The organism is Nocardia panacis (assembly GCF_003598715.1).
Classification (GTDB): domain Bacteria; phylum Actinomycetota; class Actinomycetes; order Mycobacteriales; family Mycobacteriaceae; genus Nocardia; species Nocardia panacis.
The window spans coordinates 83,106-107,837 of record NZ_QZFU01000010.1 but is presented as its reverse complement, the minus strand read 5'-3'; the positions used below and the strand labels follow the sequence as shown (position 1 = coordinate 107,837).

Annotated in this window: 26 protein-coding genes; 13 read left to right on the top strand and 13 right to left on the bottom strand. The window is 67.2% G+C overall.

Annotated elements, in window-relative coordinates; genetic code table 11:
* The first annotated feature begins 3 nt into the window (after window positions 1-3).
* From hpaD to D5S18_RS02425, 3 genes are all read left to right on the top strand, one after another.
* Window positions 4-1,023, top strand: a complete 1,020-nt coding sequence (gene hpaD / locus D5S18_RS02440) for a 3,4-dihydroxyphenylacetate 2,3-dioxygenase (RefSeq protein WP_120037524.1) — start codon at window positions 4-6, stop codon at window positions 1,021-1,023.
* 129 nt (window positions 1,024-1,152) lie between these two features.
* Window positions 1,153-2,196 carry a sugar ABC transporter substrate-binding protein gene (locus D5S18_RS02430; RefSeq protein ID WP_239003482.1) on the top strand — a complete coding sequence of 348 codons (1,044 nt, stop codon included), beginning with the start codon at window positions 1,153-1,155 and terminating at the stop codon, window positions 2,194-2,196.
* 84 nt (window positions 2,197-2,280) lie between these two features.
* Window positions 2,281-3,912 carry an amidohydrolase gene (locus tag D5S18_RS02425; RefSeq protein ID WP_120037520.1) on the top strand — a complete coding sequence of 544 codons (1,632 nt, stop codon included), beginning with the start codon at window positions 2,281-2,283 and terminating at the stop codon, window positions 3,910-3,912.
* Here D5S18_RS02425 and D5S18_RS02420 read toward each other — a convergent pair whose 3' ends face one another.
* Both D5S18_RS02420 and D5S18_RS02415 read right to left on the bottom strand, forming a co-directional pair.
* Window positions 3,913-4,224, bottom strand: a complete 312-nt coding sequence (locus D5S18_RS02420; protein WP_120037518.1) for a hypothetical protein — start codon at window positions 4,222-4,224, stop codon at window positions 3,913-3,915.
* Window positions 4,225-4,269: 45 nt separating this feature from the next.
* Window positions 4,270-4,911: a TetR/AcrR family transcriptional regulator C-terminal domain-containing protein gene (locus D5S18_RS02415; RefSeq protein ID WP_120037516.1), complete on the bottom strand. Its 642-nt coding sequence runs from the start codon at window positions 4,909-4,911 to the stop codon at window positions 4,270-4,272.
* Window positions 4,912-4,992: 81 nt separating this feature from the next.
* On the opposite strand from D5S18_RS02415, the gene D5S18_RS02410 reads away from it, so the two are divergent.
* Window positions 4,993-5,334 (top strand): hypothetical protein, encoded by a 342-nt coding sequence (locus D5S18_RS02410; RefSeq protein ID WP_147403823.1) that lies wholly within the window; start codon window positions 4,993-4,995, stop codon window positions 5,332-5,334.
* Window positions 5,335-5,595: 261 nt separating this feature from the next.
* Here D5S18_RS02410 and D5S18_RS02405 read toward each other — a convergent pair whose 3' ends face one another.
* Together D5S18_RS02405 and D5S18_RS02400 are read right to left on the bottom strand one after the other, a co-directional pair.
* Complete coding sequence (locus tag D5S18_RS02405) at window positions 5,596-7,095, bottom strand: sugar ABC transporter ATP-binding protein (protein ID WP_120037512.1); 1,500 nt, start codon at window positions 7,093-7,095, stop codon at window positions 5,596-5,598.
* A gap of 76 nt (window positions 7,096-7,171) precedes the next feature.
* Window positions 7,172-8,218, bottom strand: coding sequence for an ABC transporter permease (locus tag D5S18_RS02400; RefSeq protein WP_120037511.1), 1,047 nt, complete (start codon window positions 8,216-8,218; stop codon window positions 7,172-7,174).
* 189 nt (window positions 8,219-8,407) lie between these two features.
* Between D5S18_RS02400 and D5S18_RS02395 the strand changes: the two genes are divergently transcribed.
* The 3 genes from D5S18_RS02395 to D5S18_RS02385 are packed head-to-tail and all read left to right on the top strand — an operon-like array spanning window position 8,408 to window position 10,455.
* Window positions 8,408-9,211: an SDR family NAD(P)-dependent oxidoreductase gene (locus D5S18_RS02395; protein ID WP_120037927.1), complete on the top strand. Its 804-nt coding sequence runs from the start codon at window positions 8,408-8,410 to the stop codon at window positions 9,209-9,211.
* A gap of 9 nt (window positions 9,212-9,220) precedes the next feature.
* Window positions 9,221-10,039, top strand: coding sequence for a molybdenum cofactor biosynthesis F family protein (locus D5S18_RS02390; protein WP_120037509.1), 819 nt, complete (start codon window positions 9,221-9,223; stop codon window positions 10,037-10,039).
* 20 nt (window positions 10,040-10,059) lie between these two features.
* Complete coding sequence (locus D5S18_RS02385; protein WP_203236545.1) at window positions 10,060-10,455, top strand: nuclear transport factor 2 family protein; 396 nt, start codon at window positions 10,060-10,062, stop codon at window positions 10,453-10,455.
* Between the two features lie 2 nt (window positions 10,456-10,457).
* Here the strand turns inward: D5S18_RS02385 and D5S18_RS02380 are convergent, their stop codons facing one another.
* Window positions 10,458-11,330 (bottom strand): AraC family transcriptional regulator, encoded by an 873-nt coding sequence (locus tag D5S18_RS02380; RefSeq protein ID WP_147403822.1) that lies wholly within the window; start codon window positions 11,328-11,330, stop codon window positions 10,458-10,460.
* A 171-nt stretch (window positions 11,331-11,501) separates the two neighbouring features.
* Here D5S18_RS02380 and D5S18_RS02375 point away from each other — a divergent pair, with 171 nt between their 5' ends.
* Entirely contained in the window at window positions 11,502-12,971 is a 1,470-nt protein-coding gene (locus D5S18_RS02375; protein WP_120037925.1) for an aldehyde dehydrogenase family protein, read from the top strand.
* On the opposite strand, the gene D5S18_RS02370 is transcribed toward D5S18_RS02375, so the two are convergent.
* Complete coding sequence (locus tag D5S18_RS02370) at window positions 12,972-14,480, bottom strand: GMC family oxidoreductase (protein ID WP_120037923.1); 1,509 nt, start codon at window positions 14,478-14,480, stop codon at window positions 12,972-12,974. It abuts the gene before it with no gap.
* 182 nt (window positions 14,481-14,662) lie between these two features.
* On the opposite strand from D5S18_RS02370, the gene D5S18_RS02365 reads away from it, so the two are divergent.
* The gene (locus D5S18_RS02365; protein WP_239003481.1) at window positions 14,663-15,355 is read left to right on the top strand and encodes a GntR family transcriptional regulator; all 693 of its coding nucleotides are present in this window, start codon (window positions 14,663-14,665) and stop codon (window positions 15,353-15,355) included.
* An 18-nt stretch (window positions 15,356-15,373) separates the two neighbouring features.
* Entirely contained in the window at window positions 15,374-15,652 is a 279-nt protein-coding gene (locus D5S18_RS02360) for a LysR family transcriptional regulator (protein ID WP_239003480.1), read from the top strand.
* 12 nt (window positions 15,653-15,664) lie between these two features.
* Here the strand turns inward: D5S18_RS02360 and D5S18_RS02355 are convergent, their stop codons facing one another.
* Both D5S18_RS02355 and D5S18_RS02350 read right to left on the bottom strand, forming a co-directional pair.
* Window positions 15,665-16,891 carry a serine hydrolase domain-containing protein gene (locus D5S18_RS02355; protein ID WP_120037503.1) on the bottom strand — a complete coding sequence of 409 codons (1,227 nt, stop codon included), beginning with the start codon at window positions 16,889-16,891 and terminating at the stop codon, window positions 15,665-15,667.
* Window positions 16,892-16,951: 60 nt separating this feature from the next.
* Window positions 16,952-17,509 carry a uridine kinase family protein gene (locus tag D5S18_RS02350; protein WP_120037501.1) on the bottom strand — a complete coding sequence of 186 codons (558 nt, stop codon included), beginning with the start codon at window positions 17,507-17,509 and terminating at the stop codon, window positions 16,952-16,954.
* 280 nt (window positions 17,510-17,789) lie between these two features.
* Here D5S18_RS02350 and D5S18_RS02345 point away from each other — a divergent pair, with 280 nt between their 5' ends.
* Window positions 17,790-18,977 (top strand): alpha/beta hydrolase family protein, encoded by a 1,188-nt coding sequence (locus D5S18_RS02345; protein ID WP_158607777.1) that lies wholly within the window; start codon window positions 17,790-17,792, stop codon window positions 18,975-18,977.
* A 17-nt stretch (window positions 18,978-18,994) separates the two neighbouring features.
* Complete coding sequence (locus D5S18_RS02340; RefSeq protein WP_158607776.1) at window positions 18,995-19,408, top strand: MerR family transcriptional regulator; 414 nt, start codon at window positions 18,995-18,997, stop codon at window positions 19,406-19,408.
* 6 nt (window positions 19,409-19,414) lie between these two features.
* On the opposite strand, the gene D5S18_RS02335 is transcribed toward D5S18_RS02340, so the two are convergent.
* Window positions 19,415-20,659, bottom strand: a complete 1,245-nt coding sequence (locus D5S18_RS02335; protein ID WP_120037495.1) for an ATP-binding protein — start codon at window positions 20,657-20,659, stop codon at window positions 19,415-19,417.
* A gap of 523 nt (window positions 20,660-21,182) precedes the next feature.
* On the opposite strand from D5S18_RS02335, the gene D5S18_RS02330 reads away from it, so the two are divergent.
* Window positions 21,183-21,689, top strand: a complete 507-nt coding sequence (locus D5S18_RS02330) for an Rv3235 family protein (RefSeq protein ID WP_147403821.1) — start codon at window positions 21,183-21,185, stop codon at window positions 21,687-21,689.
* 11 nt (window positions 21,690-21,700) lie between these two features.
* Here D5S18_RS02330 and D5S18_RS02325 read toward each other — a convergent pair whose 3' ends face one another.
* From D5S18_RS02325 to D5S18_RS02310, 4 genes are all read right to left on the bottom strand, one after another.
* Complete coding sequence (locus tag D5S18_RS02325) at window positions 21,701-21,931, bottom strand: ferredoxin (RefSeq protein ID WP_120037491.1); 231 nt, start codon at window positions 21,929-21,931, stop codon at window positions 21,701-21,703.
* A gap of 45 nt (window positions 21,932-21,976) precedes the next feature.
* Entirely contained in the window at window positions 21,977-23,173 is a 1,197-nt protein-coding gene (locus tag D5S18_RS02320) for a cytochrome P450 (RefSeq protein ID WP_120037919.1), read from the bottom strand.
* Between the two features lie 104 nt (window positions 23,174-23,277).
* Window positions 23,278-23,865, bottom strand: a complete 588-nt coding sequence (locus D5S18_RS02315) for a TetR/AcrR family transcriptional regulator (RefSeq protein WP_120037489.1) — start codon at window positions 23,863-23,865, stop codon at window positions 23,278-23,280.
* Entirely contained in the window at window positions 23,865-24,557 is a 693-nt protein-coding gene (locus D5S18_RS02310; protein ID WP_120037487.1) for an IclR family transcriptional regulator, read from the bottom strand. Before D5S18_RS02310 ends, D5S18_RS02315 begins: the two co-directional genes overlap by 1 nt.
* Between the last annotated feature and the right edge of the window lie 175 nt (window positions 24,558-24,732).

Here is a 24,732-nt window from a genome sequence, read left to right as displayed (position 1 = left end):
CAGATGCCGACCCCACCCGATATCCTGCGCGCCGCGAGCGCGGAACTCGTCGTCACCGACCTCGAACGATCCAGGTGGTTCTACACCGAGACACTCGGACTCGTCGTCACCGCTGCCGACGACGACGCGCTCTACCTGCGCGGCATGGAGGAATACACCCACCACAGCCTGGTGCTGCGTCGGGGCGAACAACCCGCCCTGGCTCGGTTGTCCTATCGCGTGCGGACCCCGGCGGATCTGGACGCGGCCGAGGCGTACTTCGGTGCGCTCGGCTTGCCGACCCGACGTGTCCCGGCCGGAACCACTCTGGGTATCGGCGAGGCGGTGCGGGTGCTCGACCCGCTCGGCTTCCCGATGGAGCTGTTCCACGATGTCACCCATGTGCCCAGGCTGACCCAGCGCTACGACCTCTACCACGGCGTGGAACCGGCCCGCCTCGATCACTTCAATGTGATGACCCCGGATATCGCCGCGGGGCACCGCTTCTACTCCGACCTCGGCTTCCGCTGTTCGGAGACCATCGAGGACGAGAGCACCCTCTATGCGGCATGGCTGGCCCGCAAATCCACCGTGCACGATATCGCCCTGACCGGTGGCGCCGGGCCGCGGCTGCACCACATCGCCTTCTTCACACCGGAGGCGCGCAATGTGCTGCACCTGTGCGATGTGCTGGGCTCGCTCGGGAATCAGGCCCATATCGAGCGCGGACCGGGCCGCCACGGGGTGTCCAACGCCTTCTATGTCTACCTGCGCGACCCCGACGGCCACCGGGTCGAGATCTACACCACCGACTACTACACCGGCGACCCGGACAACCCCACGCTGCGCTGGGATGTGCGCGACGAGCGCCGCCGCGACTTCTGGGGCCACGCGGTGGTCGAATCCTGGTATCGCGAGGCGAGCACCGTGCTCGACCTCGACGGTCGACCGCAACAACTGCTGGAACGGGCCGAACCGCACGAGATCGATGTGGTGGTGGGCGCGGACGGGTTTACCGCCGCTCGCGAGTCCCTGCGCCAGTAGGTCGAGCGTGTCCACCTGAACAAGGACTGTGCACGCACAGACAAGGCGTTCGCGCGCGCCTGCCGGATGCTGGTCAGACGGATCCGCCGATAAACGATCGTCGCGAGGAAGGTGCAGATGATTCGTTCGATGAGGCCGCTGTCTTGGGCAGTGATGGCGTTCAGTGTGCTGCTGGTGGTGGGGTGTTCCTCGTCGGGCGGTGGCGGAGGCAAACTACATATGGCCTTCATCTACTCCACCACCTCGCAGAATCCGTTCCAGGAGATGGCATTCGGCGCGAAGGCCGCCGCCGAGGACGTGGGCGGGATCGACCTGGTCGAGAACGCCCCGCCCGCGATCAACGGGCCGGCCGAGGTCTCGCAGTTCCAGGCGGCCATTCGCACCGCACGTGACGGCATCGCCATGGAGACCCTGACCCCGGATCTGTTCGTCCGGCCGCTGCAGCAAGCCCGCGATGCGAAAGTTCCTGTGGCGGCGGTAGATACGATGGCACCCGCAGATGCGGGCGTCAATCTGTATGTGGGCAACAGCAATACCGATCTCGGTCGCACCTTGGCCACCGAGATGCTCAAGCATATTCCGGCGGGCGCCACCGGAGAAGTGGTGCTGGGCGACGCGATTCCGGGTCTGACGCTGCTCGCGCAGCGGCTCGACGGTATGAAGCAGGTATTGCAGGAGCAGCGTCCGACGCTCACCGTGCTCGGCCCGTTCGATTCCGGATCCGAACCGGTGGACAACTTCAACAAGTGGAACAACATCGTCAAGGCGCATCCGAATGCGGTGGCCTACCTGGGCGCCGGTGCGTCGGACGCGGTCTCGCTGGCGCTGATCCAGAAGAACGGCGGCCGCAAATTCCTTGTCGCCTCGTGCGATCCGGACGCACAGGCACTGGTCGCGGTGAAGGAAGGGTACGCCGTGGCCCTCGCCTCACCCGAGCACTGGCTCAAGGGCTATATCGCCATGCGCCTGCTGGCCGAGCACGCCCGCTCCGGGAAACCGCTCACCGAGGGCTGGTGGAATCCCGGCGGTCTGATCATCAACTCCGACAATATCGATGAGATCACCGCCCGCCAGCAGGACGAGCAGTCGCGCAAGCAGTGGTTCGCCAAGGTGACCGCCCAGCAAATGGGCGATCAGGGCAAGTACCTGCGGCCCCTGGGCGAAGCGAACTGAATAACAAGCCGTGCGGTTCCCGCTGGGATCCGCACGGCTTGTGCTACCGCAACCACATCATCTCCGTCCCGGAAGTAGCAGGTCATGTCTGTCGCTCAACTCGTTGTTCGCAATGCCGCCGTCTACACCTGCGATCCGCACCGGGAATGGGCCGACGGATTCGCGGTGGTGGACGGTCGATTCCAGGCCGTGGACGCCGCGGTGCGCACCGGACCCGACACCGAGATCATCGACGCCGGTGGGCGGATGATCCTGCCCGGCCTGTGCGATATCCATATCCACCTCGGCTTCGGCGGCGCCCAGCAGGCGTGGGAATTGCCCATCGCGCCAACGGATTCCCCGGCCGAGATCTGCGCCAAGGTGGCCGCGCGGGCCGCCGAGCTGGCGCCGGGGGAGTGGGTGGTCGGCGGCATAGTCGGCAGCGCGGTGATGGATGCGGTGGCCACCGCGGCGGCACTGGCCGACCTGGACGCGGCAGCACAGGGACATCCGGTGCTGCTGCGCGACGACACCCAGCACAACCGCTGGGTCAACTCGGCGACGTTGGCCGCCATGGGAGTCGAACCGCGGACACCGGATCCGGAGGGCGGCAGCTTCGTGCGCGACGCGGCGGGCAGACATACCGGCGTGCTGCGCGAACAGGCGTCGCGGCTGGCCGAGACGGTGTTTGTCGCGAGTATCGCCGATCCTGCGGCGCGCGACCGGGTTTCGCTGCGCACCGCCGCCGAGATCTGCAATCGATCCGGCATCACCACGGTGCAGGAGGCGGCCACCATGGCGCCGCTGTTGCGGGCGCTGGCCCGGCTCGAAGGGGCGGACGAGTTGACCCTGCGGGTGGTCGCCTCCACCCCGATGCGGGAATTCCTCGAATCCGGTGTCACCGGAGCGGAATTGATCGCGCTGTCCGAGCAGTACCGCTCGCCGCTGGTGCATCCGGACTTCGTCAAAGTGGTGCTGGACGGCGTTCCGATGACCAGAACCTCGGCGCTGCTCACGCCGTACCCCGGCTGCGCCGATTCGCACTACTGCGGCGAAATCCTTTACACCCTCGATGAACTCGTCGACACGCTGGAGACCGTGGTGGCGGCAGGGCGCGGGGCGAAGATCCATGCCACCGGCGACGCCGCCGCGCGCATCGCGCTCGACGCCATCGCCGTCATGCGCAGCCGTCACGGCGGCGGACCGCGCTTCCACCTCGCGCACACCGAGCACATCGCGGCCGCCGACACTCCGCGCTTCGCGGCCCTCGACGTGGTGGCCGACGCCTCGCCCTTCATCTGGTATCCGGGAATCATCCAGGACAGCAACGCCAAAACGCTGCCCGCGGGCTATCAGGACACGGCTTGGCCGCTGCGGGATCTGCTCACCGGCGGCACCCCCGTCGCCGCCGGATCCGATTGGCCGTGCGCGTTCCCGCTGCCCGATCCGTGGATCGGGTTGGAAACCATGATCACCCGGCAGGGGCCGGGCGGCGGCGATGGTCGCACGCTCAATGGCGCACAGGCGCTGACGCTGCCCGAGGCGCTGCTCGCGTTCACTCGCGACTCCGCGCAGGCCATGGGACTGGGCAGGCTCGCGGGCAGTATCGAACCCGGAAAATCTGCGGATTTCATTGTGCTGAACCGTAATTTATTCGACATCGCGGTGACCGACATTCACCGGACCCGCGTGCTGCGAACCTATTTCCAAGGGCGCGAGGTATTTTCGGCCGAGTAGTCACGGCTCCAGGAATAATCGCTCATTCGGCAGGCGGGGCAACCCTCTGGTGTCGCCCCGCACCACCTCGACGGCCACCGTGTAGTGGTGTGCGCCCTGCTCCTGTACGAATGTCAATGCGGCGCTGATACACGCGGCATAGTGGAATTTCATGCCCGCCACCGTCACGCTCAAATGCACGTCTTCCTCATGCGGATGCGGCGACGCGCCGTGCGGCAGTCGCCGCGGAATTCCGAGTTCGGGCATACGCCACCAACTTTCGCCATCTTGCTCGGCATGGGTGATCGTACCGCCCGCCTTGTCATCGGACATCTCCAGTGCTGGTAATTTAGCCGTTTCTTTCGAAAAGATTCGCGCTCAGTCTGCCCGCGCATACCCCTGCACAATGAACTCGACGGTTTGTGCGAATCGGGAGTCGAAGTCCGTTCCGGCTCCGGTCGCGAGGGATTCGGCCAGCAACGGATGTGCTTTGGCATCCGCCGCTACCGGCTCTGCCTGCGCCGACTCGTGACCGGGCGTGGTCCCCACTTCGGCCAAAGTGTGCCCGATGACGAACGTGGCGACGGCATTGAGCACATCCATCGCTCGCGCCAGCGGCACGCCCTGACCGCACATTACGGCCAGCCCGGATTCCAGGATCTGGAACGCTGCGAACGAGTTCACCGGCCGGGTGGCCAGGATGGCGAGCATGGCCGGATGTCGCACCAGCGTGGCGCGCAGGGCGTGCGCGATGGTCGTCACGGCCTCGGGCCACGGTGTGCCTGCGGGGGGCACGATCGCGCTGAGCGAGCGCTCGAGCAGCCGCTCCACCATGCCGTCCAGCAGCGCCGCTTTGCTCGGCAGGTAGTGGTACAGGCTCATCCCGTCCACCCCCATCGCGGCCCCCAGCCTGCGAGTCGACAGCGCTGACAGGCCTTGCGCGTCAACGAATTCGATCGCCGCATCGAGGATCTTCTCGCGACTCAACCCTGGGCGGGGCCGTGCTCTGCGATCTGCCATGCCCCGATCCTGCCCGAGGTTTTACTTGCACTGCAAGAAAACCTGCTCTACCGTCTTTCTTGCAGTGCAAGAAATCGTGAAGTGAAGGTAGAAGCCATGCTGATCACCGCCATGTCCCGCCGCCTCGACGACGATGTCGACTACGCCACCTTCCGCAAGGCGTGGCTCCCGGACGAGGTCTTCCCCGACGACCCCCGCACTCAGGTCATCAGTGCTTTCAATATCGAAGACCCCCGCGAGCTCATGACCATCGCCATCATCCGCGACGCCGCCCCGGCAGATATTCCGGTCTGGCTGGAGAAGTTGGCCCCCGTCGAAGCTCGCCGCTTCGACCGCATCAAGGATATGGTCGGCGCCCCCACCTTGAACACCGTTTACCAGGTCGTCGCCGAAGACGACCTCTCCAAACCCCTTTCGGCATGAGCGGGTGGGTACGCCTTTCCTCCTCGCGTGCGGCATTGCGGATGCCACGTTGAATTCCAAGTAGATGCCACCGCTTTCCACGCCGCCGGAATGCGCACCGGAATTCACTCCACCTCGCGATTCTCCACGGCACGCGACGTCGTCATGACAATTGTCACTGCCGATTATTCGCAAGCCACATCCAGAATCGCGGCAATGCCCGCGCGCACTCGAACACCGGTCGAATAGCGCCCCAATGTGCAATATCGACGAGAAACCCACCTACGCCGCACCGGTGTTCATGGCGTGCAGTAGGTCGTGCTGGTTGATTCGGGAGCCGGTCAGGGTCGCGCAGACCGCGCCGCGGTAGAGAACGAGGACGCGGTCGCAGACGGCCGCGAGTTCGTCGAGGTCGGTGGAGCACAGCAGGACTATCGAATCGGTCGCGACGGAGCGCAACAGGGCGTGGATCTCGGATTTGCCGCCGACGTCCACGCCGCGGGTGGGGTCGTCGAGCAGCAGGACGGTGGGTTCGGCGGCGAGCCATTTGGCCAGGACGACCTTCTGTTGATTGCCGCCGGAGAGCAGGCCGCAGGCGGTGTCGACGCTGTCGGCGTGAATATGCAAGGTGGACAGGAGTTTCCGAGCGGCGGCGCGCAGGCGGCGCGGCCGGATGAACAGGCCGTCGCGGCCCAACGCGACCGTGCGGACCTGGGCCATGTTCTCCCAGACCGGTTTGTCGAGCAGCAAACCGAGTCGCCTGCGGTCGCCGGAGACCAGTGCCACACCCGCCGCGATGGCGGCGCGCAAGCCGTGCGGCACCGGGCGACCATCGGGCAGGTCGACCCGACCGCCGCTGGTTTTGCGCAGTCCCGCGACGACTTCGAGGATGGCGGTGTGACCGGAGCCCGCGAGCCCGGCGAGGCCGACCACCTCGCCGGGGGCCGCGGTGAGGTCGATGTCGTGCAGCAGGCCGGGCACCGTCACACCGCGCAACTCGAGGGTCCCGCGCCCCTCATCGGCGCGGGACCGCTCCGGTGCGGCATGGTCGGGGAGTTCGGGTTTGTCCCCGAGCATCGCCGCCACCACCCGCTCGATATCCAGTTCATCGCGTGCGATCCCGGACAGCACCGTGCGTCCGTCGCGCAGCACGGTGATCTCGTCGCACAGCGCCATCACCTCTTCGAGGATGTGCGAGACGAACACCACCGCGACCTGTCGTTCCCGCAGCGCGCGCAGGATTTCGAGCAGTCGGGCCGTGCTCGCCTCGTCCAGCGCCGAGGTCGGTTCGTCCAGGATCAGCACCCGAGGCCGGGTGAGCAGCGCCTTGGCGATCTCCACCAGTTGCCGCTGCGCGAGGGTCAAAGTGCCCAGGGGCCGGTCCAATTCGACATCGAGCCCCAGTTCGGCGAAGACGGGTTCGGCAGCGGCGATCATGGCCCGTTTGTCGCGGAACGGTCCGCGCTTGGGCTCGCGCATCGGATACAGGTTCGACAGCACGTCCAGATCGGGAAAGAGGTTGAGCTCCTGGGAGACAACCGCGACACCGGAGGCGGCCGCGCGCGCGGTGGAGGCGAACGACACCGCGCGCCCGGACAGTGACACCGTGCCGCGATCGGGGGCCACCGCACCCGAAATCACCTTGATGAGTGTGGATTTGCCCGCGCCGTTCTCACCGAGCAGCGCGTGCACCGATCCGGCGCGCACCGTCAATTCGGCGTCGTGCAGCGCGACAACACCGCCGTAGGTCTTGCCGACCTCGCGGACCTCGAGCACATTCATGGATCTGCCTAACTGGACGCTGTCGGCGCAGCAGTCCTCAGACCTGCGCATAGCTGGAGCGAAGGCGGAACTACGCCTAGAGCCCGAATTGGTTCTTGCGCGAGCGTCTTCTGCTGCGCAGCAGACTGTCGATGGAGACCGCGATCAGCACCACCACACCGCTGGCGAATGAACTCCAGTTGACCGGGATGTCGAAGTACACCAGCCCGCTCGACACCACGCTCAACAGCACCGCACCGCACACCGCGCCCACCACGGTGGCGCTGCCGCCGCGCAATGGCGTACCGCCGATGACCGCCGCCGCGATGGCCTGGAGTTCGAATCCGCTGCCCACATTGGGATCACCGGAGGTGAAGAAGGCCAGACCGAGCACACCGGCCAATCCGCACAGCGCGCCGACGAGCACCATCACCTTCAACCGGGTCCACGATTGCGAGATACCGGAGAAAGTAGCCGCCTCCGGATTGGATCCGATGGAACGCACCCGAAAACCGAACGGCGTCAACCGCAATACCGCGGTGAGCACGATGGTGACCGCGATCAGCACCCATACGCTCACCGGCAAGCCGAGGACGTGCTCGCCCATGACGGTGAAGAACGAACTGCGCAGCGGCAATCCATTCACCTGCTGACCATTGCTCATCGCCAGCGACAAGCCGCGATACACCTGCATGGTGGCCAATGTCGCCACGATCGCCGGAATCGCGATCACCTGCACCACGAGCGCGTTCACCAGTCCGAGCAGGGCGCCGAAGAGCACACCCACCACCGCCGCCAACCACGGATTGACCCCGTGGCGCATCAGCACCGCCGAAGTGATCAGCGACAGACCGAAATTCGCGCCGACCGACAGATCTATCTCGCGCATCGACAGCAGGAACGACATGCCCGCGGCGAGCAGCGCCACATAGACCGAACTCTGCAGCACATCGCGAATCTGCCCGGCGTTGAAGAACTCCGGGCGCAATACGCCGATCAGTGCGACCAGTGCGACGGTGGCGAGCAGCGCGCTGGTGGATTCGGCCTGGAAGAGTCGCAGCAGTGTCGGGGGGATGCCGGTCGATGCGGCCGCGTTCGGCGTCGGCGCGGCCGATTCGGCCCTTTCGGTGTCATTGGCCGTCACGGTGAATCCTGTTCGTCCGAGGTGTGCGATCAGCTTCCTGCACGGTGGCGCGCGAGCACTTGTCCGTGCGTGCACAGTCCTTGTCCGAGCGGACACCGCCCGCCCGCAGGCCCTTAACCCCGCGCGCGCCCGCGCATACGGTCGGCGCGACAAGTAGGTGCGGGAAGGGAAGTGAGGTCCGGTGTGGATATGACCAAACGGCTCGCGGGCCGGGTTGCGCTGATCACCGGCGGCGGCACCGGCATCGGCGCGGCTGCGGCGCGGCGGCTGGTCGGCGAGGGCGCGGGGGTGGTGCTGTGCGGTCGCCGCGCCGAACCGCTGACGGCGGTGGCCGAGGCGCTCGGTGACGCCGCGGCGGTGGTCGCGGGCGACGCCACCCAGGCCGCGGACGTGCGGCGCATGATCGGCGCGGCCGTCGATCGGTTCGGTCGAGTGGACATGGTGGTGGCCAATGCGGGCGGCCACGGTCTGGGCACTGTCGCCGACACCGATGACGCCGCATGGGCGCAGAGTCTGGACATCAACCTCACCAGCGCTTTCGTCACGGTGCGCGAGGCGCTGCCCCGGCTGTGCGAGGGCGGCGGCTCGGTGGTGGTGGTGTCCTCGCTGGCGGGTTTGTTCTCCGGTCCGGCGGTGGCGGGCTATGTCACCGCCAAGCACGCGCTCATCGGGCTCACCAAATCCCTTGCCCGCGACTACGGACGGCAGGGCGTGCGGGTCAACGCGCTGTGTCCCGGCTGGGTGCGCACCGCCATGGCCGACGAGCAGATGGACGCCCTCGCCGCCACCCGCGGTCTCACCAGGGAGCAGGCCTACGACCTGGTCACCACCGACACCCCGCTGGGTCGTCCGGCCGAACCCGATGAGATCGCCTCGGTGATCGCCTTCCTACTGTCCGATGACGCCGCGGCGATGACCGGCTCGGTGGTCGTCGCCGACTCCGGCGCGGCGGCGGTGGATCTGCCCACCATCGCGTTCGCGCACACCGACTGAGGAGATAGCATGCGAGCCAGTACATTTCGACCCGATCCGGGCAGTCCCGTCCCGGCGGGTTGGAAGGCGATGGACGAATTCGCCGCGGGTATCGACGCCAATCGACTGCCCCCCACCGACGCGCTGATCGGACAGATCTGGACATTGCGCCGATCGGACGGCGTCGACACCGAATTGCGTTTCCGCACCGCAGATCTGGTGGACTGGACGCGCGGCGCGGAATCGGGCAGCGACTGGTACCAGGCCATCGAGTCCGCCGCGGGCGTCTACTTCCTCGACCAGACTTTCGCCGCGCGCCCCTACTACTCCGAGGTGCATCTGGTCCACCTGCCCTCGGCCCGCACGATCCGCGTGAGCTCCACCATCGCCGAGCAGCCGATTCCCGCAATGCCCAGGGTGACACAGGAATTCCACCCCGGCACCGTCGATCCCGGCGACGGGCGCACCCCGAGCGGCGAAGTGCCCGGTCCGACCCGCGACCTGATCGGCTGGCGCGCCGTCTACCGCTACAGCCCCAACCACCTCTACGAACACCTATACCTCAGCTCCGAGCGATACTGCTGGCAGTGCCTGATCGGCGAGCAGCGCGGCCACGGTGACGTCGACCTGGCCACCACGTGGAAACTCGCGCCGGACCACTACGTCTTCACCTTCCGCGAATTCCTGATCCCGGTGGCGGCCACCTGGCTCTACAACCTGGACGCCATGCGCTCCACCGGCAAATTCTTCGGACTCGGACAGGACGGCTCGGTGCGCAACGCGCCGGGCGGCGCGCACATCGCCGAACTCGGCCGGGTGTCCTACCCGGACGGCGCACAACCGGTATGACAAGCGAGAGGGATGATTTCGTGAACAGTGATCTCGAGGTGATCAAGGCCCACTACGCGGCCTCCGATCGCGGCGATCTGCCCGGCATGCTCGCGCCGCTGGCCGCCGACGTGGCCTGGACCGAGATGGCCGGATTCCCGTACGCGGGCACCTACATCGGCCCGGAATCGGTGCGCGACAACGTCTTCGGACGATTGGCGGCCGAATGGGACGACTACACCGCCACCGTGGCGGAGGTGATCGGACTCGGCGGGGGCGTGGTGATCGGCATCGGCGCCTATTCGGGCACCTTCCGGGCCACCGGCAATGCCATGTCGGCGCGGTTCGTGCATGTCTGGCGGTTGGCAGCGGGGAGAGTGCACCAGTTCGAGCAGTTCACCGACACCGCGTTGGTTCAGACGGCCATGCGGCCCTAGGGTCATCCGGCCCGTACCGCCGGATAGTCCGGGCCGCGCCAACTGTCGAGCCCGCTGAGAATGCGGTATTCGCGCGGCGGCATTCCGTAGGTGAGCTTGAACAGCCTGCTGAAATGCGCCGCGTCCACGAAGCCCCAGCGGGCGGCGACGGCATTGACGGGCAGGGCGAAGGTGCTCGGATCGGCCAGATCCCGCCGACAGCATTCCAGCCTGCGTTTGCGCATCCATCCGCAAACGGTCGTGCCCTCGGCCCGAAACAGCTTGTGCAGATACCCTGTCGAGACATGCGCAGCCGCCGCGACCACAGCCGGGGTCAGCTCGGGATCGTCCAGATGCTCCTCCAGGTACGCCTTGGCCCGCAGCAGCAGCGAGCCCTGTGCGGCAATGGTTTCCGCCGGATCCCGCGACAGTTGCCCCGCCAGCACCGTGGTGACCAGGTCGACCACGGTATCGGCGGTGCGCAGCAGTTGCACCGTGGTGAAAGTGTGTGCGGTCGCGGCCAATTGGGTGAGCAGCGTCGCGAGTAGGGCGGCGGCGCCGTACCCGCCGGGCAGCCGCGTCGCGGTGAGTGTCGCGAGGTCGGCGGCGGGCAGCCGCAGACTGCGCTGGGGGAGCAGTAGCGCCCGCAGCGGTGCGGATTCGTGGCCGATCGAATAGGGATACGAGGTGTCGACCAGTGCGAAATCATCACTGCTCAAACGGATTCGGCGACCTTCCTGGCGAATCACGCACGCTCCGTACAACAGTAGGAAGTGCGGTCCGCGATTCGAACCGACCGGCGGCCGCGGTGCGGGCGCTGGGAACTGGCCGAGGACCAATTCCCCCAACAGCCGGTGTTCCTGCCTCTGGTGCGCCACCGAGTTCTGGTTCGCCATTACCCCATCGTGCGCCGAGGCCGTGCCCCACACGGCGAATCCGACCGCGAGTGCGCCCGCCGACAACAGAAAGTGCCCTCATGGGCAAGGACCGGTCGCGCAGCACCAAACCCGGCGACCCGCCGCCGGGATACATCTTGGTCTGCCATGGACAACAGGAAGGCCAGTGAGATGACATCCGAGACGACGCTCGTGCCCGTACACGCGGGCCAACTGCTCATCGACGGTGCGTGGGTCGCGCCGGGCGGCGCCGATTTCGTCACCGTCGATCCGGCCACCGGCCAACCCATCGCCCGCTGCGCCGAGGCCGGTCCGGCCGGGGTGGACGCGGCGGTCGCGGCGGCGCGGCAGGCGCTGCGCGGCCCGTGGGGCCGGATGTCCGGGGACGACCGGGGCAAACTGCTGTGGCGGGTCGCGGAACTGGTGGAGCGCGCAGGCGAGCGCCTCGCCGAGCTGGAAACCCTGGATCAGGGCCAGCCGCTGGGGATTTCGACGGGTGTGAGCGTGGCGGCAACGGCCGCGCACTTCCGCTACTACGCCGGGTGGGCCACCAAACTCGACGGCGCGGTGCACTCCGTCGGCTACCCGGACACCTTCACCTACACCCGGCGCGAACCGGTCGGCGTGTGCGCGCTCATCACGCCGTGGAACTTCCCGCTGATGATCGCGTCGTGGAAGATCGCGCCCGCACTCGCCTGCGGCAACACCATTGTGGTCAAACCGGCCGAGCAGACACCGCTTTCCACGATTCGGCTCGGTGAGCTGTTGCAGGAGGCCGGATTCCCGCCCGGTGTGGTGAATATCCTCACCGGCGGCCCGGATACGGGTCGCGCGCTGAGCGAGCATCGGGGCGTGGACAAGGTCTCGTTCACCGGGTCGACCGCCGTGGGCCGCAGCATCGTCGCGGCGAGCGCGGGCAATCTGAAGCGGGTCACCCTGGAATTGGGTGGCAAGGCGCCGAGCATCATCGCCGCCGACGCCGATATCGACGCCGCGGTCGCCGGGAATGTGCAGGCGGCGCTGCTGAATTCGGGTCAGGTGTGCGCGGCCATGTCGCGGTTCTACGTCGATCGGGCCAGGGCCGCCGAATTCACCGAGAAACTGGCCGCGGCCACCTCGGCGCTGCGACTGGGTCCGGGGCTCGCGCCGGAAACCCAACTGGGGCCGCTGGTCTCGGCCGAACACCTGGCGAAGGTGGACTCGCTGGTCGGCACCGCGCGCGTCGAAGGCGCGGAGATCCTCAGCGGCGGCGCGCGGGCCGATGGCGCACTGGCATCGGGGTTCTTCTACCGGCCCACCGTGGTCGGCGGCGTCACCGACACCATGACACTGGCCCGCGAGGAGGTCTTCGGACCGGTCCTGCCGGTGCTGACCTACGAGGACCAGGACGAACTCTTCGATCGGGCCAATGACACCGAATACGGTCTGGCGGCGGCGATCTGGACCAAGGATCTGGGCACCGCGCATCGCCTCGCGGCGGGCGTGCGCGCCGGGGCGGTGTATGTGAATATGCCCGCGATCCCGGACGCCACCGCGCCGTGGGGTGGTTTCAAGGCCAGCGGTTGGGGGCGGGAGATGGGTCCCTACGCCCTCGATGCCTACACCGAGGTCAAGGGCGTCTGGGTGCACTACGGGGACTGATCACGGCGCGATCAGGTCGGCGGCGCGCTCGGCGATGAGAATCGTGGGCGCGTTGGTGTTTCCGGTGGTGATCCGGGGCATGATCGAGGCGTCGGCGACCCGCAGACCGTCGATGCCGCGCACCCGCAGTTCGGGATCGACCACCGCGCCCGGATCCGTGCCCATCCGGCAGGTGCCCGCGGCGTGGTGGTAGGTGAGGACCGTCCTGCGGATGTAGCCGGACAGGTTCTCGCCCACCCCCGGACCCGGATAGCGCTGCACCGCACCCCATTTCCGCAGCGCGGGCGCGGCGCCGATCTCCTGGCACAGTCGCACGGCCGCCGCGAGCCGCCGCACATCCCGCGGTTCGGCGAGGACATTCGGATCGATTCCGGTGGGTCCGTCGGGTCCGGCCACCGTCAATGTGCCGACGCTGGAAGGCCGTACCAAACCGGCCATGAGCGAGAACCCATTGGCGGGTCCGGACATCCACGGTTCGTACAGCGGCGAACTGAAGTGCAGCGGTTGCAGATCCGGGACCGCGAGCCCGGATTCGCTGTGCCAGAACAGATGTGTCTGCGCGGGTGGCAGTCCGGGTGTGTGGACTATGTTTCGCTCCGCCGCGAAGATGACCGGCACCAGCCAGTGATCGGTCAGATCGCGGCCGACGCCGGGCAGATTCAGCACCGGCGCGATACCCGAGGCCCGCAGTTCCTCGGCCGGGCCGATTCCGGAGCGCAGCAGCAGCGCCGCCGAATCGATGGCGCCCGCCGTGAGCAGCACCGCCTCGTCCGCCACCGCCGTGAACGATTGTCCCGCGAGGACACCGGTCACTCCGGTGGCCCGGCCGTCGCGGACGACCAACCGGTGCACCAATGCGTCGGTGCGCAGCGTCAGTCGCGGATTATCCAGTGCCGGTGTGAGATATGCATCGGCCGTGGTCACCCGCTCACCGTCGTGAATGGTGAGTTGGACGGTGGAGATCCCCTCCTGGGTCGGGCCGTTGTAGTCCGGATTGACGGGAATCCCGGTCTGCTCGGCCGCCGCCATGATGGCCCGCTGAATCGGATCCGGCTCGAAAACACTGAGCACCGGCAGGATTCCGCTGTCTCCGCGATGGGCGGCGGGCCGGTCGTAGCGCTCGATCCGCCGAAAGACCGGCTCGACCTCCTGCCAGGACCAGCCCGGATTGCCCAGTGCGGCCCATTCGTCGTAGTCGGCGGGATTGCCGCGCACGTAGATGGTGGCATTGAGCGAGTGCGAACCACCGAGCACGCGGCCGCGCGGCATATGCAGGCAGCGGCCCGCCGCGTGCGGCTGGGGCACGGTGTAATAGTCCCAGTCGGCGGCGGTATGCCACAGTTCGTGCATGCGCGCCGGATCCCGAATGACCGGATCCCGGTCCGACCCGCCGGCCTCCAGCACCAGCACCGTCGCCTCCGTGCGCTCGATCAGTCGGCGGGCCAGCACCGCGCCCGCGGTGCCCGCGCCGACAATGACATAGTCGGCGTGCAGGTCGTCGTCCGTCATCGCTGGATGATGCGGCGGGAAGCGCACCGCGCGCAGGTCGATTCGCAACCTGTGCGCCCGGTGTCAACAGCTGGATACCCCAGGACCGCTTCAGTGGTATACATCGCAGGTCAACATGGTTTTCGGCGGTAAATCATGTTGATTATCATTTATGATCATCAACTCGGGTCACGGGAGATCAAGTGCCAGCACGCAGCGCGTCCATCGATTCCATCGCCGCACGGCCGTCGGGGTCCAAACACGAGCTCGCCTACGAGTCCATCAAGACCCGCATCGTGACCGGCGTTTACGGCCCCGGCTACCGTCTGGTTCTCGAACAGCTCGCCCGCGAATTCGGATTCAGTCCGGTCCCGGTGCGCGAGGCCATCCGGCGGCTCGAGGCCGAAGGCTATGTGGAGTTCATTCGCAATGTCGGTGCGCGCGTGGCGCATTTGGACACCGGTGCGTATCGGCAGGCGATGGAGGCGCTCGCGTTGCTCGAGGGTTACGCCACCGCACTGGCCGCGCCGCGCATGCGCAAAACCGATATCAAGCGCGCCCGCTCGCTCAACCGACAGATGGAGCAGGCGCTCAACACCTTCGACCCGGCCGCCTTCACCGAACTCAACCATCAGTTCCACGGCGTCATCCTGGAACGCTGTCCGAACTCCTATATTCGCAGCCTGGCCGTAGGCGAGTGGGCGCGGTTGGATCTGGCCCGGCGCAGCTCCTTTGCCTTCGTACCGGGTCGGGCGGGTGGATCGGTGCTCGAGCACGATCACCTCATCGACCTCATCGAATCCGGTGCCGACGCCGCCGAGATCGAGGCCGCCGCGCGCGGTCACAAGCTCGGCACCCTGCACGCCATGGACCGGCACACCGCCTCCGGCGCATAACGCGCTACCTTCGACGGTGTGCTGGAACGGTTGGAGCTGGAGAGCTTTCTGACGCTGGCCGAGGAGCTGCATTTCGGGCGCACGGCGCGGCGTTTGGATATTTCGCGGACCAGGGTGAGTCAGACCATCCTGGGGCTGGAGCGTCGCCTCGGTGCGCAACTGTTCGAAAGAACCAGTCGCACCGTGGATCTGACACTGGTGGGTCGGCAACTGTATGAAGATCTGCTGCCCGCGTATCGGATGATGACGGCGGCCGTCGAGCGGGCGCGGGCCGATAGGGCATCGGGCGCGGCGTGAGCGGCGTCCGGATCAGAATCGCGGTATGGCGGCCGAGATTTGGGCGCACAACCGCCATGGCCGGTTCGCGTCCGCACCCGCCTTGCCGGTGGTGAGGATGGCCCCCGAGAGACCGCGCGCCGGATCGGCCCAGCCGTACTGCGTGGTGAGTCCGCTTCGGCCGAAATGGGATTCGGTGTCGCGGCCGAATTTGGAACGTCGGCCGCCGAGTTCGTAGCCCGCCCGGCTCACCCGGCCTGCCGCGCCGGGCAACCACGGAGCAGGCCGGACCGATTGCCGCAGCGCCTCCCTACCGAGGACGCGCACACCGTCCAATTCGCCGCCTCGGGCCAGGATTTCGTAGAAGCGCGAGAGTTCGGCGGCCGTGGTGACGAGATTCCCGGAGGGCAGTTCGGCAGTGAGGAAGGCGCGGGTCTTGGTATCGGACAGGTGGCCGCCCATCCCACCGCCCAGGGCACGCCGCGCCAGATAGCGCCAAACCTTCGACGGGGCCGGGCCGATCGGAACACTCGGGGCCACCTGATCGACATCCTCCTCGCGCACACCGAAAGCGGTCCATCGGAAGCCGAGCGGATCGAGCACCCGTTCGCGCAGATGGTCGTTCATCCGCCTCCCCGTGGCGCGCTGCACCAGCAGGCGCTGAATCAGCCCGCCGGTGAGCGCGTGATAGACCCGGAATCGATCGGCGGGCCAGGCGGGGCGCAGATCGGCGAGCGCGCGCACCGCCAATTCCTCGTCGAGAACCACATCGAATCCGCGATACGGCGCGGTGAGAAAAGGAATGCCCGCCGAATGCGACAGCACCGAGCCAATGGTGATGTGCGCCTTGCCATTCGCGGCGAACTCCGGAATGTATTTCGCCACGGGATCCTCGGGGGCGAACACACCGTCCTCGATGAGCATCGACACCACCACCGCGGCAACGCCTTTCGCGGTGGAAAAGCCGCAGAACGGAGTCTCGGTGGACACGGGAACCTTGACCGCCTCCGGCCCGTCGCTCGGCGCATTGCCCGAACTGTGCCCGATCGCACGATCGAGCAACACCCGACCATCCCGGCGCAGACAAACCTGAATCGCCGGTGTGGTGCCGAGCCGATACCAGTCCCGCACCGACTCCCAGATCGCCTCGATCGCCGCCGCCGACACCCCGACGGCGGTCGGATCGTCCTCCACGCCGACGGCGGTCACCGCATCGAGATCGGCCACGATGGGAACCAGCGAACCGGTCTGTGCGCTCATGCCCGCGATTGTAGGTGGGCGGCCGCGCTATCCCCGTTGCCGAACAGTGTGCCGCTACGGCTATTGACCGGCCGGCAGGGCTGCCCCGTCCAGAATCAGGTCCGCGCGTGTTTCGGTGCGGTCGGCGGCGAAGTGGGTGGCGGCGCGCTCCTCGAAGGCATCCCAGGCCGCGGCGACCGCACTGCCGTCGCGGCGCAGGACCCGCCGCCTACGCAGTTTGCGCGGGGCGTCCACCCAGATGCGATACGCGACAGGCGATCCTCCGGCGGCTGCGCCGACGCCCTCGACAATGAGAACGGGCGCGACCGCGATGATGCGCCGAGGGCGGTAGAGGCCGTGCTTCCAATCGTAGGGTCGGTAACTTCCCGGTTGTCCCGCGGATAGCGGAGTCAGCACCTCGGCCGCGAACGGCGGCCACCATACCAATGGATCCGCGTCCCACGGGACCGGGAAATCATCGGAGGTCACCGCCTGTGCGGCGGCGGCGCGGGCCAGGCGCCGGGCCAGGGTGGATTTACCAGCGCCGCTCGGCCCGTCGATGGCGACAATGCGGACCGGACCGCAGGACGGGGGCAGCTTCCGCACGCGCAGCGCCAGCGCCGCGACGGTCAGTGACATGGGGAAATACTCGCATCAGCCAACTTCCGGCGGCGGCGCGCAGTGATCGCCCGGTGGATCGCATCGGCTGCGGCGGCTGAGGACGCGACACCGCGAAGAAGCGGTATCGACTGCGTCGCAGTGGGTTTGGCCCGCACGATCGAATTCGTCACGTCGCGTTGCTCACGTATTCCCTGTCTTCGCCCTGTATTGGTCGGACGACCGGTAGGCTCACCAAAAGTTAGCGGCCCTAAGAGAACCGGTGGCGTCCGCCCCGTTCGGCTGCGGGAGGATGTTCGTCGTGAGAATCGCGTTGCGCGCACTACTCGTGGCCGCGCTCCTGATTGTTCCCGTGAAAACCGCCGTGGCGCAGGCGGATGCCCCGGTGGTGACGCTGCCCGCCCCGACCGGGTCCGAATCGATCGGTGTCGTGTCGCTGCATCTGGTCGATGAGAATCGCGTCGACGAGGTGCTCAACAACGGGCGCAAGCGGGAATTCCCACTGCGGATCTTCTACCCCGCCGTCGACGCCGAAAAATGGCCCGCCGACACATGGGCGCCTGAAGCGGTAGTTGACGACTTCCGCGAATACGTGACGAAGTACGCCAATGGGGCAGGCGACTGGAGACTGGGGAACTCGCACGCGAGGGTCGGCGCGCCCGCGGCGGCGGGTCCGCGTCCGATACTGCTGTACTCGCCGGGATTCGGTTCGAGTTCGATGGTCGGGGCGGCGCTCATCGAGGAGTTGGTCAGCCACGGCTACGTGGTGGCGGCCCTGGATCATCCCGGTGACGTGGGTGCGGTGGTATTCCCCGGTGATCGGGTGGTTCGGCAGATCCCCGGCATCGAGGTCGATCTGGAGTCCAAGCTGCCGGGGCTGGTGCAGGCCCGCGTCGACGACGCCCGATACGCCCTCGATGCTCTGGCCGCTGTGGTCGCGGGCCGCAATCCCGATGCCGAGCAGCGTCCGCTGCCCGCAGGTCTGGGCGGAGTCCTGGACCTGTCCTCGGTCGGTATGTTCGGACATTCGCTGGGCGGCGCCACCTCGGCCCAGGCGATGCTCGAGGATCCCAGGATCCGCGCGGGCGTCGATATGGATGGCAGCATCTTCGGCTCGGTGCGTGACGCGGGCGTCGACCGGCCCTTCCTGCTCATGAGCTCGGGTGAGGGCGCTTTCCTGAATTGGGAGCCCTCGCGCCGGGACTTCTTCGAACATTCGCGTGGCGCGAAACTCGCCGTCGCGCTGGGAGATTCACTGCACATGTCCTTCAGCGACCTTCAGGTCGTGTTGTCGCAGCTCGCCGCGGCCGGGGTCGTGCCGCACGAGGATGCCGCGAAAAGCATCGGCACCATCCCCGTCACCGACTCCATCGACCTGCAACGCGGCTACCTGCGCACCTTCTTCAACACCAATTTCGGCCGACTCGCCGACAGCGCGCAGGCCCCATGGCAGCTCGCCCACCCGCAGATGCGACTGGATCGGCCCTGACCAGGTGTAATCAATACATGGCAGATCGGTTGATGAGCATCGGTGAGGTATCGGACCTGCTCGGCGTGGCAGCATCGACGCTGCGGTGGTGGGAGCGCCAGGGCCTCATCACCCCCGAGCAGCGCGCGGGCAAACGCTGGTATGCCCCGGTCGAGGTGCGCAGGCTGGCCATGATCCAACTGTGGCAGTCCACCGGCCTGATGAGCCTCGACGACATCTCCGTACTCCTGGCGGGCCGCGCGGGCGCCCGCGACTGGCACGACGTCGTCCGCGCCCGCCTCGCCGCCCTGGACGAGCAGCTGAACCGAATAGTCGCCGCCAAGCGCTACCTCGAATTCGCCCTCCCCTGCCACCGCGACAACCCGGTCTCCGAATGCCCCTTCCTCGCCGACGAGATCGACACCTACCTGGCCACCCTCAAATCGGTCTGAACCCGCTCAAACCCCCTGTGTCCACAGCGCACTGATCGGAACACAGGACAACCCATCCCCAAAGGGCAGTTGCTGATCCCCGCAGTAGAGTACGAAGCCCGCGTGAAACCTGTCGCCGAGACGGCGTTTCAACAGCCGTAGCCCTCGAAAGTCATTGGCGCGTACAGTTTGCGCGGCTTTCACCTCGATGGCGACGATCCGGCCCGCGTTGTCCTCCAGGATCGCGTCCACCTCGTTTCCATCACGATCGCGGTAGTGGTACAGCCGCACCATCGTCCGACTCCACCCGACCTGCCGGTGGAGTTCGCCGAGCACGAAGGTCTCGATGAGCCCGCCGGTGGTCGAGTCATTGGTGATCCCGGTGAGCAGGTGGGCGGCCAGTCCGGAATCGTTGAACACCAACTTCGGCGTGGCGAGCGCCCGCGCGGTCGCGTTGGACGACCAGGCCGGGATGAGTCGGATGAGATAGATGACTTCGAGCAGCCCGATGTAGTCGCGAATCGTCCCGAGTGGCACGCCGAGATCCGAAGACAGTCTGCTGTAGTTGAGCATTCCGCCGGTTTGTGCCGCCAATGCCCCGATCAGCCTGCGCATATCGGAGCCGCGCTGGATATGGGCCACCTGGTGGATATCCCGACTCATGATGTCGTCCAGGTACGACTTGAAGAACTGCGCCCGCCGTCGGGGCGCTTCGCGGCGCACGGCTTCGGGATAGCCGCCACGCGCAACCATCTCGAGGTAGTCCCGCCTGCGCAATGTCGAAGAGCTCATTCGTAACTGGTCGCCTTCGGTGAATGCGGCATCGATGAAGCCGTCCGGGGCGCCATTGATCTCGCCCTGCGACAGCGGCGACAGTTCGATCGTCTCCGAGCGACCGGGCAGGGAGTCGGGCAGCGTGCTCAGACCGAGCAGCCGTGCCGAACCGGTGAGCAGGAACCGGCCGGGGCGCGGGTCGCGATCCACCGCGTTCTTGATGGCGAGCCAGAGTTCGGGGACACGCTGAACCTCATCGATCAGCATGGTCGCGGGCACGTCGAGGAAGGCACTCGGATCGGCGTGGGCAGAGGTGCGTGTGAGCGGGTCATCGAGGTATCTGCGGACGACGTCTTCGCGACCGGCCAAACAGTGCTCGGCAAGGGTACTCTTGCCCGTCTGGCGTGCGCCATTGACGATGACCACGCGGGTGTCGGCAAGGGCCTCTTTGACCTGGTAGGCGGCCTTCCTGGGGAGATAGTCGACGGCTTCGCGCATAGTGGGAGGATACCGTGCGTCGCCGATCTGCCGAACACTGCGTCGCTAATCTGCCGTAGTTCTCTTCGCTAATCTGCCGAATTGGTCGCCGCTAATCTGCCGAGGGTGTTGTCGTCAATCTGCCGATGGTTCTGTCGCTGATCTGCCGGAGAGTTCGTCGCGAATCCGCCGGGGATTGTGTCGCGAATCTGCCGATACCGGCGCCATCGATCCGCAGCGTCGTTTCCAAGGCTCGTAATCGATCGGCGGCGGTGAGCAGTGTGCCTGCTCGCAGGCGTCCGTGAGTTGGTGCGACACGCCCGGGAATCTGGATTTTCGACCGATTTGAGGGTGTGTCGGGCTGGTACTGGGAACGCATGTTGGGTCGAATCGTGTTGCCCTGCTGAATGATTGCCCATTGTTGTGCAGACCGATCGGTTTGTTGGTTGGGCGCTTGGTTGGGGAGGTGGGGGTTTACGGGGTGGGGATGGGGTGGGAGGCTGGGCGAATTCTGTTGGGGTGGACGGATTCGAGGGGGTTTCGGATGGTTGAGCGGTGGACTTCGTTGGAGCCCGCGCCGGGGAACGAGCCGCCGGTGGGGGAGTATCGGCCGCAGCGGCGGGGGATGGTGCGGCGGGAGGGGCGGGCGGTTCGCAAGTGCAGGAGCAGTGCCGAGCAGGAGCGGCAAACCGCACGGGAACACAAACCGGCGCAGGAGGTTTCGCCTGTCGACGCGCGGCTGCGCGGGTTCGTGGAGCGGGCGCTGCGGCTGCTGCTGGAGGTATTGGATTTGCGGCGGCCGATCGGGCAGTTGGGGGCGGTGGCCGAACCGACGGTGGTCGCCGCGGTGCGAACGTTGTTGCGACTCGGCCTGGTTCCCGGCAGGCAACTGGGGGTCGCGATGTTGACGCGGGTGGATATCGCGATGGTGACGCGCGGTGCGGTGGAGGTGAGCGCGGCCTACGATCGCGGCGCGCGGCACTTCGCGCTGGCGGCGCGAATGCAGCAGACGCGGCCCGGTTGGCGTCTATCGGCGGTGCGACTCCGATAGACGCCGCGCGCTCACAGCTTGGGCGCCAAGACCTCCCCGGTGTGCGCGAGCCGGACCCGAATCGCCTCCACCGGACAGAAATCGGCGGCATCGGTCACCGAATCATCGGGGTCGACGAGTTCGGCATTCGGGCTGGAATGTCCGTCGACCAGGGTGAAGTGGTCGGGCGCGGTGCCGATGCACACACCCGAGCCGATGCAGGTGTTGCGGTCGACCTCGACGCGCCACCGTTGGTCAGTCATCTGTAGCTCCTCTCGACAGGGGCGCACCGGGATCCGAGCGCACACTCACCAGGTAACCAGCAACTCCTCCGGTCCGCGCACCAGCAGCCCGCGTTTCCACGGCACCTCCTCGAACGGAACGGCGAGACGCAGCGTGGGAAAGCGCCGCAGCAGCGTCGCGAAGGCGATCTGCAGTTCCAACCGCGCCAACTGTGCGCCCAAGCAGTGATGCGCGCCGTGCCCGAAGGCCATGTGCGGGTTGTGTTCGCGCGCCAGATCGAGCCGCGCGGACTCCTCGAAGACGGACTCGTCCCGGTTGGCGGACTGCGTGTTGACGAATACCGACTCACCCGCCCGCACCGTGACCCCGCCGACCTCGACATCCTCGGTGGCCACCCTGGCGAAGGATCCACCGGTGCCGAGCTGCGCATAGCGCAGCAACTCCTCGATCGCGCCGGGAAGCAGATCCGGGTTGTCCCGCAGCAACTCCCATTGCTCGCGCTCGCTGAGCAGCAGATAGGTGAAGTTGGCGATCTGGTTGGCGGTGGTCTCGTGTCCGGCGATGAGGATGCCGATACCGAGATTGACCAGCTCCTGCTCGCTGAGCCGATCGTCGCTGTCGCGCGCCTCGACGAGTGCGCCGAGCAGGTCGTCGGAGGGTTCGCTACGTCGCTGGGCCACCTGTTCGCCGAGGTAGGTCTCCAAACCCGCCCGCGCGGCATCCACCTCGGCGCGGGTATGGGCGGTGCTGGTGAGCGCCACATCGGAGAATTCGCGGAAGCGGGGCTGATCCTGCGGTGGGACGCCGAGCATTTCACAGATGACGGTGACCGGCAGCGGCAGCGCGAGTTGCCGCACCAGGTCGAAGGTGCGGCCCTCGATGGCGTCGAGTCGCTCGTCGACGATCTGCTGGGCGCGCGGACGCAACTGTTCGATCCGCCGCGCGGTGAAGGCTTTGGCGACGAGCTTGCGCAGCCTGCTGTGCTCGGGCGGGTCCATGCTGAGCAGCGAATCGGACGGGGAGGGGCGGGGTGTGGTGCGTGGAATGTCCTCGCGGTCCACGGTGACCGCACGGCTGAAGCGGTGATCCGCGAGCACGAATTTGGCATCGGCGTAGCGGGTGACCAGCCATCCGTCACCGCCGTGCGGCAGTCGGATGCGCGAGACCGGCTCTTCCCGGCGCAGTCTGGCGTAGAGCGGGTGGATATCCAGTCGCACCGGCTCGTCGAAGGGATAGTGACGCACCTCGGTATTCACGGTCATGCGGGTCTCCTTCACCGGCCCGGACGGCGTCCATAGATGTAAGCGATTGCTTACATCTATCGATGTTAGGGAGCCCACATGGAGGCGTCAACGAATGAATATCGCTATGCGGGTGGGAAATTCGGGTCGATACCGGGCAACAGCGCGGCGGACGCGCGCAGCACATGAGCGGCAACCTCGGCCGGATCGGCCCCGGCCAGCGGTTCGCGCTGGTGCACCGAACGCATCAGCACGATCCCCAGCAGCCAGGCCAGCACCAGATCGGCCCGCAACTCCCCGTCCGGTTCGGCGGTGAGGCTTGCCATCGCGCGCACATACTCGTCGCCGAGTTCGCGTCGGATCAGCGAGACTCCCTCGTCGTGCCCGCCCGAGCGCAGCCCGGCCTGCAGCCAACTCACCCCGGTCGCCGCGTCGGTCTGGGCCAGCAGCCGCGCGAGCAGCCGTCCGAGCAGCCCCTCGGCGCTGCCCTCGGTGAGCATCCGCCGCCCGGTATCGGCGATGGCGGCGCGGAACAGTTCGTCCTTGGAACCGAAATAGCGGAACAGCAGCGCCTGATTCACCCCCGCCCGCGCGGCGATTTCCCGTACGGTCGCTCGCTCATAGCCGCGCTCGGCGAACAGCGCCTGCGCCGCCGTCAGCAGGGCGACCCTGGTGGCGGCGGCATCTCGAGCGCGACCCGATTCGTTGGGCATCAGGGGAGTTGCCGTCCGATCGCGGCCGCGGTCTCGATGACCAGCCGTGCCACCGCGGCCTCGTCCAACGGTTCGAGCGCCGCCACCCCGACCGAGGCCTGCGCGGACCCCCGGTGCGCGATGATCGGCGCGGCCAAACCCCACGCGCCGCGCTGCAATTCGCCCGTGCTCACCGAATACCCTTGCCCGCGCGCCAGTTCCACCTCGGGGCGCTCGCCTGCCATCGCGGGCCGTGCGGACAGGATCGCCAAACCGGAGGACCCCTGCTCCAGTGGATGCCTGGTGCCGAGCCGATAGGCGATGTGCACCTGCGCGCCCGGCGGCTCGGCCACCGCGATATTCACCGCCTCCATACCGTCGAGCACCGTGACAAAGGCGGTGGCCCCGGTCTTTTCGGCGAGCGCGGCCAGCGGGGCGCGCGCGATGGACTGCAATTCGGCGCGCACCGCGCCCGCGAGTTCGACTATCCGCAGGCCGAGTCGGTAGCGGTTGCGTTCGTCCTGGCCGACGAGCCCGTGCTGGGCGAGGGTGCCGAGCAGCCGGTAGACGCCGGTGCGGTGCACGCCGACGGCGGCGGCGATTTCGGTGGTGGTCAAGCCGTCGGGGTGTGCGGCGAGCGCATCGAGGATGCGGATCCCGCTGTCCAGGGTTTTGGATCCGGCGCGGTCCGGCGCGGCGGCGGAGAAAGCCATGGTGGTCAGCGTAGTGTGCGGCCGCCTTGACGTGGTCCGGGTCACTCTCTACCGTGAGAGTGTAAATAGTGCACTAAGGGTGCGATTATCGCACCACTGGTGCGGCAAGTAATCAGCACCACCGGTGCGCAAGCACTCGGCACCCCTGAGTGCGGCAAGTACTCAGCACCTGTGG

Coding starts and splice junctions, on each gene's coding strand:
- hpaD (WP_120037524.1), top strand. CDS start 4: ATGCCGACCCCACCCGATATCCTGCGCGCCGCGAGCGCGGAACTCGTC.
- D5S18_RS02430 (WP_239003482.1), top strand. CDS start 1,153: ATGAGGCCGCTGTCTTGGGCAGTGATGGCGTTCAGTGTGCTGCTGGTG.
- D5S18_RS02425 (WP_120037520.1), top strand. CDS start 2,281: ATGTCTGTCGCTCAACTCGTTGTTCGCAATGCCGCCGTCTACACCTGC.
- D5S18_RS02420 (WP_120037518.1), bottom strand. CDS start 4,224: ATGTCCGATGACAAGGCGGGCGGTACGATCACCCATGCCGAGCAAGAT.
- D5S18_RS02415 (WP_120037516.1), bottom strand. CDS start 4,911: ATGGCAGATCGCAGAGCACGGCCCCGCCCAGGGTTGAGTCGCGAGAAG.
- D5S18_RS02405 (WP_120037512.1), bottom strand. CDS start 7,095: ATGAATGTGCTCGAGGTCCGCGAGGTCGGCAAGACCTACGGCGGTGTT.
- D5S18_RS02395 (WP_120037927.1), top strand. CDS start 8,408: ATGACCAAACGGCTCGCGGGCCGGGTTGCGCTGATCACCGGCGGCGGC.
- D5S18_RS02390 (WP_120037509.1), top strand. CDS start 9,221: ATGCGAGCCAGTACATTTCGACCCGATCCGGGCAGTCCCGTCCCGGCG.
- D5S18_RS02380 (WP_147403822.1), bottom strand. CDS start 11,330: ATGGCGAACCAGAACTCGGTGGCGCACCAGAGGCAGGAACACCGGCTG.
- D5S18_RS02375 (WP_120037925.1), top strand. CDS start 11,502: ATGACATCCGAGACGACGCTCGTGCCCGTACACGCGGGCCAACTGCTC.
- D5S18_RS02370 (WP_120037923.1), bottom strand. CDS start 14,480: ATGACGGACGACGACCTGCACGCCGACTATGTCATTGTCGGCGCGGGC.
- D5S18_RS02355 (WP_120037503.1), bottom strand. CDS start 16,891: ATGAGCGCACAGACCGGTTCGCTGGTTCCCATCGTGGCCGATCTCGAT.
- D5S18_RS02350 (WP_120037501.1), bottom strand. CDS start 17,509: ATGTCACTGACCGTCGCGGCGCTGGCGCTGCGCGTGCGGAAGCTGCCC.
- D5S18_RS02340 (WP_158607776.1), top strand. CDS start 18,995: ATGGCAGATCGGTTGATGAGCATCGGTGAGGTATCGGACCTGCTCGGC.
- D5S18_RS02335 (WP_120037495.1), bottom strand. CDS start 20,659: ATGCGCGAAGCCGTCGACTATCTCCCCAGGAAGGCCGCCTACCAGGTC.
- D5S18_RS02330 (WP_147403821.1), top strand. CDS start 21,183: ATGGTTGAGCGGTGGACTTCGTTGGAGCCCGCGCCGGGGAACGAGCCG.
- D5S18_RS02325 (WP_120037491.1), bottom strand. CDS start 21,931: ATGACTGACCAACGGTGGCGCGTCGAGGTCGACCGCAACACCTGCATC.
- D5S18_RS02320 (WP_120037919.1), bottom strand. CDS start 23,173: ATGACCGTGAATACCGAGGTGCGTCACTATCCCTTCGACGAGCCGGTG.
- D5S18_RS02315 (WP_120037489.1), bottom strand. CDS start 23,865: ATGCCCAACGAATCGGGTCGCGCTCGAGATGCCGCCGCCACCAGGGTC.
- D5S18_RS02310 (WP_120037487.1), bottom strand. CDS start 24,557: ATGGCTTTCTCCGCCGCCGCGCCGGACCGCGCCGGATCCAAAACCCTG.